We start from the raw sequence: 11,814 nt of genomic DNA on the forward strand, positions 1-11,814 counted from the left end.
CGCTCGAGCCGTCGCCTGAGACGGCACGAACACGGACGCACCCCCCGGGGGAGCAGCGGGGAGCATCGGGGACAAGCTTGACGGGAAAGCTCCCCGATCACAATCCGTCAACAGTTCGAACGGCGTGTGCCGACCCGACGAGCGGCGCTCCCTGAGAGCCGCACTGCTCCGAACGGAGCAGCCGCCCCGGGGATTCCGCGCAGAACGGGGCGCTCCGGCGCCTCCTGGCGACCTGTCGGCGCGCTGAGGCAACCCCGGCTCTCAGCTTCACCCGGTCGTCAGGGCGTTGCTCCATATGGTCATCGATCATGCGACGGAAACCCTCCGCCGCGGAGGACCGGCTCGACCCCCGCGAGCTGATCGCCCGACTCTCCGCGGAGCACGGCTCCCCTGCCGGCCGGCCGGGCCGCTCGGCGCACGGGCGGCACGCCGCCGGCGCCACGGCCACGATCCCCGCGCCGCGCTCCGCCGACGGTCCCGGTCCCGACCCCGGTCCCGGCGAGTTCCCGCGCGAGCCCGCGCTGCTGACGCACACGTCGTCGCTCCCCGCGGTCGGGCTCGACCCCGAGGGGGCCGGCCCGCCGCCGATCAGCCCGATGACCGGCATGCCGGTGATCACGGCGGCCGACGTCATCGCGGGCCCCGTCCTGGGCCCAGCCGGCGGCCCGGACGACGGTGGCCCAGACGACAGCGCCCCCGACGACAGCGGGCCGGACGGCCCCGGCTCGGGGTGCTCCGGGGACGCCACCGACATCGAGCGGGAGGCCCCCGAACCGCGCCGCGGTCGCCGCCGCGCCCCACGCTCGGCCCTACGCCGGTGGGCCCCGCTCACGGTGGGACTGGCCGCGGTCCTCGTCGCGGCGGCGGTCGCCTGGCTGCTGCGCCCGGTCTCCGACCAGGGGCCGGACCTGGCCGCGTCGCTGACCTCCGCGGACACGGCGCAAGGCCCGCCGGACGCACCCTCGACCGGGGTCGCGGCCGTCCCGGCCCCCGGCGCGCTGAGCCAGGCGGTGGACTCGGCGCGCCGGCACGCCACCACGACCACGCGGCCGCCGGTGGCGGCGAACCCGGCGAACCCGGCGACCGGCACGGCCCGGTCACGCGGTCCGGTCGCCGCGGGCGACGGCTCCACGGCCGCCGGCCGGCTGGGCTGGACGCCGATCGGCGGGGACGAGTTCTCCGGCGGCCTCGACAAGTGGGGCCTCTACGACGGCGCGGGCCACGGCGGCAACGGCCGGCGCACCCCCGACGCGGTCTCCACCGCGGGCGGGATCCTCACGATCCGCGGCGACTCGAACGGCAACACGGGCGGGATGGCGTTCAACGACAGCCGGCGGTACGGCCGGTACGAGATGCGCGCCAAGTTCCCGGCGGGCGACTCGCAGTACCACCCGGTGCTGCTCCTGTGGCCGAGCGACGTCGAGTGGCCGCGGGGCGGCGAGATCGACTTCGCCGAGACGGACAGCGCCTCGAACGGGGTGTCGTTCTTCCTGCACTACGGCGCGGACAACAACCAGAAGTCCGCGAACCGGAAGGTCGACATCACCCAGTGGCACAACTACGCCGTGGAGTGGACGCCGAACGGGATCACGGGCTACCTCGACGGGCAGCAGTGGTTCTCCAGCACCGACCCGGGCACGCTCCCGCCGAGCAAGATGCACCCGACCATCCAGCTCGACTACTTCCCGGACGGCGGCTCCCCGCGCCCGACCGAGATGCAGGTCGACTGGCTGCGCATCTACTCGTGAGCCACCGCCCGTCGTGAGTCACTGCCGGCGGATCAGCCGGACCACCTCGTCGACGTGCGGTTCGAGCAGTGCCCAGCCGTCCCGGAGCAGATGCAGGGGCCGCCCGTCGGCGAGCTGCCAGATCACGGCCGCCCCGGTCAGCGCGGCGAGGGCGACCAGGACCAGCAGCAGCCGGCCGAACCGGGCCCTGCGGATCCGCCGACGGCGCCGCGCCGCCGACTCCGCCCAGGTCCGCGGCCCACGGGTGCGCCGTGCCACCCGCACGGCCCGGTGCGCGGGCCGCTGGAACGGGAGGCGGACCGTCGGGCTGTCGTCGGGGAGGGTCCAGGTCGGCTGCAGGCTCATGGCGGTCCCTCCGGCGGCGGGTCGGTCATCACTCTGTCGAGCAGATCTCTGTCCGCGTTAGCCGTCGCACTGGGCCGAACGGGCGTTTCTGATCACCCGTTCCACCTAGCGTGAGGGAGCCGCTCCGCTGGGTGTCGTGGCGCTACGTGGGGTAGCGGATCAGTAGCGAGGCGTGCACGTCCCCGGATCCGACGGCGGCGTACCCGTGAGGAGCGTCGGCGGCCCATTCGAGATACCCGCCCGGCCCCACGACGCCCGGGGCGTCGAGCCGCCCGGCCCGGAGCTCGCCGGCGAACACCGTCGCGTGCTCCGTCACCCCGGGATGGTGAGCCGGCGAGGTCTGCTCGGCCCCGGCCGGGATCCGCATCCGGTAGAGCTCGTAGGTGGCCGGACCGTCGTCGAACACCCGCAGCAGCTCCATGTCCACGGCCGCGCCGCGGATGCGCGGGCTGCCGCCGCCCGCGACGAGTGCCGTCAGCGCCACGCCGAGCGCGGCCGCCACCGCATGCAGCGTGTCCAGGGTGGGGTTGCGGGTACCGGCCTCGAGCCCGGAGAGCGTGGCCTTGCCGACCGACGCGCGGCGGGCCAGCTCCGACAGCGACATCCCCCGCTCCGTACGCAGCGCCCGCACGCGCGGGCCGACGTGGGCGGCGCCGCCGGGGAGGGCCGGCCCGGTGCCGATCCCCGACTCGCTTGCCGTCGTCGCGTCCACGCGGTTATCGTCCCATCCCGCGCGCGTTCCGTAAACGGAACGATCGGGAGGAGGCGCGATGCGCGGGATCGCACGACCGGTCCTGGCGGGAGTCGTGACGGCGATCGTCGGCTTCGGCGGCTCGTTCACCGTGGTGCTCACCGGGCTCCGGGCGGCGGGCGCCTCCGAGGCGCAGGCGGCGTCGGGGCTGCTGGCGGTCGCGGTCGGCTCGGGGGTCGTCGCGCTCGTGCTGGGCCTGCGGACCCGGATGCCGGTGAGCATCGCGTGGTCGACGCCGGGGGCGGCGCTGCTGCTCTCGTCGGGAGTGCCGGAGGGCGGGTTCCCGGCGGCCGTGGGCGCGTTCCTGCTGTGCGGCGCGCTGATCGTCGTCGCCGGGCTGGTCCGCCCGCTCGGCCGGCTCATCGCCGCCATCCCCGGGCCGATCGCGGCCGCGATGCTCGCGGGGGTGCTGCTCGACCTCTGCCTCGCACCGGTCCGGGCCCTGCACGACGTCCCGCTGCTGGCCGCCCCCGTGATCGTCGTCTGGGCCCTGGTGGCCCGGTTCGCCCGGCAGTGGGCGGTGCCGGCCGCGCTGGTCGTGGCGATCACGGGCATCGCACTCACCGGACCCGGCCTGCGCGGGATCGACCTCGCGCCGCGGCTGGAATGGACCGCGCCGGTGTTCACGCCGTCGGCGCTGATCGGGATCGGGCTGCCGCTGTTCCTGGTCACGATGGCCTCGCAGAACGTACCGGGCATGGCGGTGATGGCGCAGTACGGCTTCGTGCCGCGGCTGCGCGGGATCCTCGTCGCGACGGGGCTGGCGACGCTCGGCGCCGCCCCCTTCGGCGGGCACGCGGTGAACCTCGCCGCGATCAGCGCGGCGTTGGCCGCGGGGCCCGACGCCGATCCCGACCCGGACCGTCGCTGGATCGCCTCGGTCACCGCCGGGTTGGGTCTGGCGGTGCTGGGCCTCGGGGCGGGACTGGCCACCGCCCTGCTGCTGCTCTCACCGCCGGTGCTGGTCGAGGCCGTGGCGGGGCTGGCCCTGCTCGGCGCGCTGGCCGGAGCGGTGACTTCGGCCGTCGCGCAGCCGGCGGGTCGGGAGGCGGCGATCGTGACGTTCGTGGTCACCGCCGCCGGGGTGTCCTTCCTCGGCCTGGGCTCGGCGTTCTGGGGCCTGCTCGCGGGCGGCGCGATGCTGCTCCTGCACCGCCGCCGCGCCCGGGCGGTCAGCTGAGCAGGGCGGCGAGCCGGGCGTCGGACCCGGCGAGGGCGGCGCGGTCGAAGGTCGAGGAGCTCACGAGCAGCTCGTCGGCGGCGGTGCGGGCGAGGAGGGCGTCGAGCCGCGCGGCGACCGTCGCCTCGTCGCCGACGATCGTGCGCCGCAGCGCGCCCTCGACCGTGGTGCGCTGCCGGTCGGTCAGTGGCCGGTCCGGCGCCGGCGGCTCGAGCGGCGGGAACTCCCCGGTGCTGCCCGCGGCGGCCAGGGCCCAGGCCTCCGGCAGGGCGAGCTCCGGGTCGCCGACGAGCACGTCGAGCGACACGACGACGTAGGCCCGCTCCCCGGCCCGGTCGCGGTAGTCGGCGAGCGCCGCGGCTCCGGCCGGGGTGTCGTCCAGCACCGGACCGCCGACGACGACCGGCAGCCCCAGGTCCCCGGCCACCGCCAGGCCCTTGCCCGTGGCCAGCACGAACAGTGGCACCGGCGCGTCGAGCCGCGGGCGGGCGGTGACGGGTGCGGTGCCGTCGAGGAAGGCGCGGAGCTCGTCGAGGTCCTCGCGGAACGTGTCGGTGCTGGCGCTGCGCAGGGCCCGCCTGACGGGCGCGGTGAAACCGAGCGAACGCCCGACGCCGAGGTCGATCCGGCCGGGGTGCAGGGCGGCCAGCACCCCGACCTGCTCCGCGACGACGAGCGGCTGGTGGTTGGGGAGCATCACCCCTCCCGACCCGACGCGGATCCGCTCGGTCGCGGCGGCGACGGCGGCCATCAGCACCGTCGGGGCTCCCGAGCCGATGCCGGGGACGGCGTGGTGCTCGGCCACCCAGAACCGGTGGTAGCCGAGCTCCTCGGCCCGGCGGGCCCGGTCCACGGTGTGCCGCACCGCCGCGGAGTCCGGCTCGCCCGCCCGGGTCCGGGACCGATCCAGCAACGACAGACGCACACTTCTGCCAACACCCCGCGAGTCCGCGGTATTCGGTCACCGAACCGCACATCCCGGCAGCTCCCGGGATGTGCGGTTCGGTCGCGCGGAAGTGCCGACTCGCGGGGGTCAGGTCAGGTTGCGGCGCTCCAGCAGCGGGCGGATCTCGGGGTCGCGGCCCCGGAAGGCGCGGTAGGCCTCCCTCGCGTCGTCGCTGCCGCCCTTCGACAGCAGCTCGCGCCGGAAGTGGTCGCCGTTCTCGCGGCGCAGCCCGCCGTTCTCCGCGAACCACTCCACGGTGTCGGCGTCGAGGACCTCCGACCAGATGTAGGAGTAGTAGCCGGCCGAGTACCCGCCCGCGAAGACGTGGTTGAAGTAGGTGCTGCGGTAGCGCGGCGGTACGAGCGGGTGCGCGATCCCGGCCTTGCGCAGCGCCTCGGCCTCGAAGGCGAGCACGTCCTCGACCGTGTCGTCGACGCTGAGGGTGTGCCAGGCCTGGTCCAGCAGCGAGGCCGCCAGGTACTCGGTGGTCCGGTAGCCCTCGCCGTAGGCCCGGCTGGCCAGCAGCTTCTCCAGCAGCTCGGGCGGCAGCGGCTCGCCCGTCTCGTGGTGGCGCGCGTATCGGCCGAGGATCTCTGGGCGCTCCAACCACATCTCGTTGACCTGCGACGGGAACTCGACGAAGTCCCGCGGCACCGACGTGCCGGAGAAGGTCGGGTAGCGGACGGCCGAGAACAGCCCGTGCAGCGCGTGCCCGAACTCGTGGAACAGGGTGCGGACCTCGTCGATCGTCAGCAGCGTGGGCTCGCCCTCGGCCGGCTTGGCGATGTTGAGCGTGTTCATCACGACGGGCCGGGTGCCGAGCAGCCCGGCCTGCGGCACCAGCGCGTTCATCCAGGCGCCGCCGCGCTTGGACTCGCGGGCGTGGTAGTCGCCGCCGTAGAGGCCGAGCGGGGTGCCGTCGGCGTCGAAGACCTCCCAGTACCGGACGTCCGGGTGGTAGGTGGGCAGGTCGTGCCGCTCGTGGAACTGGATCCCGTACAGCTCCTCGGCCGCGTGGAACACCCCGTGCTGCAGGACCCGCTCCAGCTCCAGGTACGGGCGCAGGAGCGCCGCGTCGACCTCGTACCGTTCCCGCCGCACCCGCTCGGCGTAGAACGCCCAGTCCCACGGCTCGAGCGCGTGCCCGGCGAGCGCGGCGAGGTCCGCGGCCTCGGCGTCGGCGTTGCGCATCGCGGGCGGGGCGAGATCGGCGAGCATGGTGGCGACGGCGTCGACCGTGCCGGCGGTGTTGTCGTCGATCACGTAGGCGGCGTGGCTCGGGAAGCCCAGCAGCCGCGCCCGCTCCGCGCGCAGGGCCGCGAGCCGCAGCACGACGTCCCGGGTGTCGTTCTCGTCGCCCTTCGCGCCGCGCCCGATCGACGCCTCGAAGATCTCGCGGCGCAGCGCGCGGTCGGTGAGCGACTCGAGGACGGGCTGCCCGGTGGGCAGCACCAGAGTGATCAGGAAGCCGCTGCCGTGCCCGCGGTCCTTCGCCGCCGCAGCCGCGGCCGAGATCGCCGTCGGCGACATCCCGTCGAGCTTGGCGACGTCGTGCACGTGCACCGCCGCCGCGTTCGCCCCGGCGAGCAGCCGGGCGCTGAAGGTCGTGGACAGCGAGGACAGCTCGGCGTTGATCGCGCTGAGCCGCTCCTTGTCGGCCTCACCGAGCTCCGCCCCGGCCCGGACGGCGTCGCGGTGGTGACGTTCGAGCAGCCGCAGCGACTCCGGGTCGAGCCCCAGCTCCTCCCGCTTCCCGTGCAGCTCGGCGATCCGCGCGAACAGCCGCGGGTCCAGGGCGATCGCGTCGGCGTGGGCGGCGAGCATCGGGGCGACGGCCGCGCGCACCTCCTCGATCCGCGGGGTCGTGTGCGCCCCCGCGCGGCTGAAGAAGACCCGCGAGACCCGGTCGAGCGTGCGACCCGAGAGCTCGAGCGCCTCGATCGTGTTCGCGAAGGTCGGCGGGCCGGAGTCGAGGATCGCCTGCACCTCGCCGCGCTGCTCCGCCATCCCCGCCTCGAACGCCGGCAGGTAGTCCTCGTCGGTGATCGCCGCGAAGTCCGGGAGGCCGTAGGGCAGCTCGCTCGGCGCGAGGAAGGGGTTCGCCATCCCCTCACGCTAGCCCGGGCCCGGGGCGGCGGAGGGCCGACGACGTGCGCTCGGCACGCCCGCCGGCCCTGGTCACCAGAGCGACTGGACCACCACGCCGTCGTGCAGGGTGGAGACCTTGTTCCGCTTGCTCCACTCCATGAACGCCGGAAGGTCCGCCCAGTCCTGGACCGCCAGCCGCCAGTGCTCCGGCACGCCGGCCGGGCCCTGGTAGATCTCGTCGAGGACGAAGATCGTGTTCCCGGTCGGCGCCGAGTTCGGGTCGACCGGATCGGAGAGCTCGGGCCCCTTGGAGATCTGGTACGACAGCAGCGCCTCCTCGCCCTTGCGCGGGTGCCCGGTCATGAACTCCGCGTGGCTGGCGAAGATGCGGTCGCCCTCCGCCACGTCGTCCGGGCCGACCGTCCACATGACGACGATGTTCGTCCTGCCCGTCTCCGGCATCGGTGTCCTCCTCGGGGGCGGCCCCGCCCGGCGGCGGGACGTGCCCCCGGGATACGCGCCCCGCCGCCGGCGGGCACTACGTACTTGTGCGTACCGGGGCCAGCAGGTCCGCGGCCCGCTCGCCGACCATGACCGCGGTGGCGGCCGGGCCCCGACGGGGGACCGCGGGGAGCACCGAGGTGTCGGCGACCCGCAGGTTCGCGAACCCGCGCACCCGCAGGTCGGGGTCGACGACCCGGCCGAGGGCCGCGCTGCCGCAGAGGTGCACCGAGGTGGTCAGCACGTCCCGGATCCAGCCGTCGAGCCGCACGTCGTTGCCCAGCACCCAGCCCTCGGGCGCCGCGCGGTCGAGGTCGGCGACCCGCAGCAGGTCCGCCGCGACACGGACGGCGGCGCGCAGCCGTCGTCGATCGGCCTCGGTGCGCAGGTAGCGGTAGTCGAGCAGCGGCGGCGCGAGCGGGTCGGCGGAGGTGATCGTGAGGGCGCCGTGGCTCTCGGGGCGCTGCAGCGCGCACATCAGGTGTACGTCGCCCTCCTCGGTGAACGGCCGCGCGAACAGCAGGATCTCCAGGTCGCCGGCCGGGTCGGAGCCGGAGTCGAGGTTCAGGGCCGCCTGCCCGGCGACCGCGTCGGGGTGCGGGGGCGGGCCGGGCCAACGGAAGGGCAGGTAGACGCTCGGGTGGTCCGACCACCCCTGCCCGACGGGCAGCTCCGCCCGCACCGGGACACCGGCCTGCTCCAGCACCGGCACCGGTCCGATCCCGCTGTGCAGCAGCAGATGCGGCGAGCCGACGGCCCCGGCCGCCAGCACGACCTCCCCGGCGCGGAGGGTCCCCGCCGTGGTCGCGACGCCGAGGGCGCGGTCCCCGTCGAGCAGCACCCGCAGGGCGCGGACCTCCGGACGCACGGTCAGGGTGGGCGCCTCCGGCGCGGCACCCCACGGCGGCGGGAGGTAGGCGGTCGCCGTGCTGATCCGCACCCCCTCGGCGGCGTTCGACGGGATCGGCCCCGCCCCGGGCGGGCCGCCGGCGTTCTTGTCGGGCTCCTCGGGGTAGCCCAGCGCCTCGCAGGCCGCGAGGAAGGCGGGGGTGACCGGGGCGAGCAGGGTGCCCGCAGGCCGGCGCACCCGCAACGGCCCGGCCCTGCCGTGCCGGGGCCCGTCGACGTCGAGGTCGGCCTCCGAGCGCCGGTAGTACGGCAGGACGTCGTCGTAGGACCAGCCGGGGACCGCCCAGTCCGCGAAGTCCTGCGGCACGGCCCGCACGAAGTACGACCCGTTGATCGCCGACGAGCCGCCGACCACCCGACCGCGGGGCACCGAGACCATCCGGCCGCGCACCAGCCGGGCGGTGTACTCCCAGTTCAGCGGGTGTCCGGGCGCGGTGGCGGCGAGCGACGCGGCGCTGGTGACGTCGGGCAGCCGGGACGCCGGACCGGCCTCCACCAGGCAGACGGTGCGGTCGCCGCGCTCGGCCAGCCGGCCGGCCAGCGCGCACCCGGCGGAGCCCGCGCCGACCACCACCACGTCGTACCCGGGGTCGGTCACGGTGCGAGGATGCCGCACGTGAGCCCCCGGGACAGCAGTGCCGCGCGCGACCTCGCCGACTTCGTCTCCGCCTCCCCCACCCCGTACCACGCCGTGGCCGAGTCCGTCCGCCGGTTGCGCGAGTCGGGCTTCACCGAGCAGGTCGAGACGGAGGAGTGGGACACCGCACCCGGCGGGCGGTTCCTCGTGCGCGACGGCACGGTGCTGGCGTGGCACGTCGGCGACGGCGCGCGGCCGGGCTCGCCGCTGCGGATCTTCGCCGCGCACACCGACTCCCCCACGCTGAAGGTCAAGCCGCGCCCGGACACCGGGGTGGCGGGCTGGCGGCAGGTCGCCGTGGAGGTCTACGGCGGCGCGCTGTGGAACTCGTGGCTGGACCGCGACCTCGGGCTGGCGGGCCGGCTCGCGCTGTTCGACGGGACCGTGGTGCCGGTGAACGTCGACCGGCCGCTGCTGCGGGTGCCGCAGCTGGCGATCCACCTGGACCGGCAGGTCAACCAGGGCCTCACCCTCGACTCCCAGCAGCACCTGCTGCCGGTCTGGGGCATCGGCGACGTCCGGGAGGGCGATCTCGTCGAGTTCCTCGCCGCCGAGGCGGGGATCGACCCGCGGCAGGTCGCGGCGCACGACCTGGTCGTCCACGACCTCACCCCGCCGGCCCGGCTCGGCCGCGAGGGCGAGCTGCTCGCCTGCCCGCGGCTGGACAACCTGGCGTCCGTGCACGCGGGGCTGGCCGCGCTGCTCGCGGCGTCGCGCTCGGGCACCGGCGTGATCCCGGTGTTCGTCGGCTTCGACCACGAGGAGATCGGCAGCGGCACCGCGACGGGCGCGGCGGGCCCGCTCCTGGAGACCCTGCTGACCCGGCTCGCCGGCGGGTTCGACGCCCGGGCGCGCGCGTTCGCGGCCTCGCGCTGCCTCTCGGTGGACGTCACCCACGCGGCGCATCCCAACTACCTGGAGCGACACGACCCGGGGCACCGGAGCATCCCCAACGGCGGGCCGACGCTCAAGGTCAACGCCAACCAGCGCTACGCGACGGACGCCCCGGGCGCCGCCGCCTGGCAGCGGGCCTGCCGCGGCGCCGGCGTCCCGACGCAGTTCTTCGTCGGCAAGAACACCGTGCCCTGTGGCACCACCGTGGGGCCGATCGTGGCGACGCGGCTCGGGATCCGCACCGTGGACGTCGGCATCCCGGTGCTGTCGATGCACTCGGCACGCGAACTCTGCGGCGTCGACGACCCCGGACACCTCGCCGCCGCGGGCGCGGCCTTCCTCGCTGATCCGGCATAACCGACTTACCGGTCTCCTGTCACACTTCCGTTTGACGGCGCACCTACCGCGCGTCACCGTCGGCCTCGTCTATCCGCGACGACGACGACGGGGAGCAGACCGATGACCAGCACGGTGGGCGGCCCACGCGACGACGAGGCCATCCGACGGTCGCAGCGGCGGCGGGCGGTGTTCGCCTCGACCGTCGGCACGACGATCGAGTGGTACGACTTCTTCCTCTACGGGACGGCGGCCGCGCTCGTCTTCCCGAAGCTCTTCTTCCCCGGGGAGGACCCCTATGTCGGGATCCTGCTGGCCTTCGGGACCCAGTTCGCCGGGTTCGCGGCGAGGCCGATCGGCGCGGCGATCTTCGGGCACTACGGCGACCGAATCGGCCGCAAGTCGACACTGATCATCACCCTGCTGCTGATGGGGATCGGCACCGCGCTGATCGGCGTGCTGCCCGCGTACGCCGCGATCGGCCTCGCCGCACCCATCCTGCTGACGATCCTGCGGATCGTGCAGGGTGTCGCGGTCGGCGGGGAGTGGGGCGGCTCGGTGCTGCTCGCGATGGAATGGGGTCACGCGAAGCAGCGCGGGCTCATGGCGAGCTGGCCGCAGCTCGGCGTCCCGCTCGGGCTGCTGATCTCCACGGGGCTGGTGCAGCTCATGTCCGCGACCACCGGTCCGGCCTTCCTCACCTGGGGCTGGCGGGTGCCGTTCCTGGCGAGCCTCGTGCTCGTCGGCGTCGGCCTCTACGTCCGGCTCCGCGTCCTGGAGAGCCCGGAGTTCGCCGAGGTCAAGGCGAAGCAGACCGTGGTGAAGATGCCGGTCGTCGACGCCTTCCGCACGCAGTGGCGGGAGATCCTCACCTCGGCCTTCGTGCGGCTCTCCGAGCAGGCGCCCTTCTACCTGTTCGTCACGTTCGTGCTCACCTACGGCACCCAGCAGCTGAAGCTGGGACGGACCGGGCTGCTCAACGACACGCTCGTCGCCGCCGCCGTCGGCCTGGTCAGCGTGCCCTTCTTCGGCTGGCTGTCCGACAAGATCGGCCGGAAGATGATGTACGGCATCGGCATCGTGTGCACCGCGCTGTTCGCCTTCCCGTACTTCGGCCTGCTCAACACGCGGGTGGCCGGGCTGGTGCTGCTGGCGATCGTGATCTCGCTGGTCTTCCACGACATGCAGTACGGCCCGCAGGCCGCGCTGATCGCGGAGAGCTTCGGCACGAACATCCGCTACAGCGGCGCCGGCATCGGCTACCAGCTGGCGTCGGTGATCGCCGGCGGGCCGGCCCCGCTGATCGCCGCGTACATCCTGAAGAACACCGGGTCCAGCACGGGGATCGCCTGGTACATCGTCATCTGCTGCGTGCTCGCCATGATCGCGTTGGTGCTGATGCCGCGCCGGGCGTCGTCGGTCGACGCAGGGTCGGTGCGGGCCGCCGTCCAGCAGGGGTAGGAGCGGGGCCGCCCCGGT

10 protein-coding genes are annotated in these 11,814 nt (G+C 74.7%); 4 read left to right on the forward strand and 6 right to left on the reverse strand.

The window, feature by feature from the left end; translation table 11 throughout:
• The first annotated feature begins 308 nt into the window (after positions 1 to 308).
• Positions 309 to 1,748, forward strand: a complete 1,440-nt coding sequence (locus LWC35_RS02250; protein WP_232868167.1) for a glycoside hydrolase family 16 protein — start codon at positions 309 to 311, stop codon at positions 1,746 to 1,748.
• A gap of 18 nt (positions 1,749 to 1,766) precedes the next feature.
• Here the strand turns inward: LWC35_RS02250 and LWC35_RS02255 are convergent, their stop codons facing one another.
• Positions 1,767 to 2,093, reverse strand: a complete 327-nt coding sequence (locus tag LWC35_RS02255; RefSeq protein WP_232868168.1) for a hypothetical protein — start codon at positions 2,091 to 2,093, stop codon at positions 1,767 to 1,769.
• 142 nt (positions 2,094 to 2,235) lie between these two features.
• A complete protein-coding gene (locus tag LWC35_RS02260) occupies positions 2,236 to 2,805 on the reverse strand; it encodes a helix-turn-helix domain-containing protein (RefSeq protein ID WP_232868169.1) in 570 nt (189 codons plus the stop codon).
• A 58-nt stretch (positions 2,806 to 2,863) separates the two neighbouring features.
• Between LWC35_RS02260 and LWC35_RS02265 the strand changes: the two genes are divergently transcribed.
• The gene (locus LWC35_RS02265; protein ID WP_232868170.1) at positions 2,864 to 4,024 is read left to right on the forward strand and encodes a benzoate/H(+) symporter BenE family transporter; all 1,161 of its coding nucleotides are present in this window, start codon (positions 2,864 to 2,866) and stop codon (positions 4,022 to 4,024) included.
• Here LWC35_RS02265 and LWC35_RS02270 read toward each other — a convergent pair.
• The 4 genes from LWC35_RS02270 to mftG form a co-directional block, all read right to left on the reverse strand.
• A complete protein-coding gene (locus tag LWC35_RS02270; RefSeq protein ID WP_232868171.1) occupies positions 4,017 to 4,937 on the reverse strand; it encodes an MsnO8 family LLM class oxidoreductase in 921 nt (306 codons plus the stop codon). The two genes, LWC35_RS02265 and LWC35_RS02270, sit on opposite strands and share 8 nt — an antisense overlap.
• A gap of 120 nt (positions 4,938 to 5,057) precedes the next feature.
• Positions 5,058 to 7,076: a M3 family metallopeptidase gene (locus LWC35_RS02275; RefSeq protein ID WP_232868172.1), complete on the reverse strand. Its 2,019-nt coding sequence runs from the start codon at positions 7,074 to 7,076 to the stop codon at positions 5,058 to 5,060.
• A gap of 72 nt (positions 7,077 to 7,148) precedes the next feature.
• Positions 7,149 to 7,520 (reverse strand): hypothetical protein, encoded by a 372-nt coding sequence (locus LWC35_RS02280; protein ID WP_232868173.1) that lies wholly within the window; start codon positions 7,518 to 7,520, stop codon positions 7,149 to 7,151.
• Between the two features lie 76 nt (positions 7,521 to 7,596).
• Positions 7,597 to 9,066 (reverse strand): mycofactocin dehydrogenase MftG, encoded by a 1,470-nt coding sequence (gene mftG, locus LWC35_RS02285; protein WP_232868174.1) that lies wholly within the window; start codon positions 9,064 to 9,066, stop codon positions 7,597 to 7,599.
• Positions 9,067 to 9,084: 18 nt separating this feature from the next.
• Here mftG and LWC35_RS02290 point away from each other — a divergent pair, with 18 nt between their 5' ends.
• Positions 9,085 to 10,356: a M18 family aminopeptidase gene (locus LWC35_RS02290; RefSeq protein WP_232868175.1), complete on the forward strand. Its 1,272-nt coding sequence runs from the start codon at positions 9,085 to 9,087 to the stop codon at positions 10,354 to 10,356.
• Positions 10,357 to 10,458: 102 nt separating this feature from the next.
• Positions 10,459 to 11,796, forward strand: a complete 1,338-nt coding sequence (locus tag LWC35_RS02295; protein WP_232868176.1) for an MFS transporter — start codon at positions 10,459 to 10,461, stop codon at positions 11,794 to 11,796.
• The last annotated feature ends 18 nt before the right edge of the window (positions 11,797 to 11,814 follow it).

The organism is Pseudonocardia kujensis (assembly GCF_021283305.1).
Classification (GTDB): domain Bacteria; phylum Actinomycetota; class Actinomycetes; order Mycobacteriales; family Pseudonocardiaceae; genus Pseudonocardia; species Pseudonocardia kujensis.

Excerpts from the sequence above, each read along its gene's own strand:
- LWC35_RS02275 (WP_232868172.1), bottom strand. The coding sequence starts at position 7,076 with ATGGCGAACCCCTTCCTCGCGCCGAGCGAGCTGCCCTACGGCCTCCCG.
- LWC35_RS02265 (WP_232868170.1), top strand. The coding sequence starts at position 2,864 with ATGCGCGGGATCGCACGACCGGTCCTGGCGGGAGTCGTGACGGCGATC.
- LWC35_RS02255 (WP_232868168.1), bottom strand. The coding sequence starts at position 2,093 with ATGAGCCTGCAGCCGACCTGGACCCTCCCCGACGACAGCCCGACGGTC.
- LWC35_RS02280 (WP_232868173.1), bottom strand. The coding sequence starts at position 7,520 with ATGCCGGAGACGGGCAGGACGAACATCGTCGTCATGTGGACGGTCGGC.
- LWC35_RS02295 (WP_232868176.1), top strand. The coding sequence starts at position 10,459 with ATGACCAGCACGGTGGGCGGCCCACGCGACGACGAGGCCATCCGACGG.
- LWC35_RS02250 (WP_232868167.1), top strand. The coding sequence starts at position 309 with ATGCGACGGAAACCCTCCGCCGCGGAGGACCGGCTCGACCCCCGCGAG.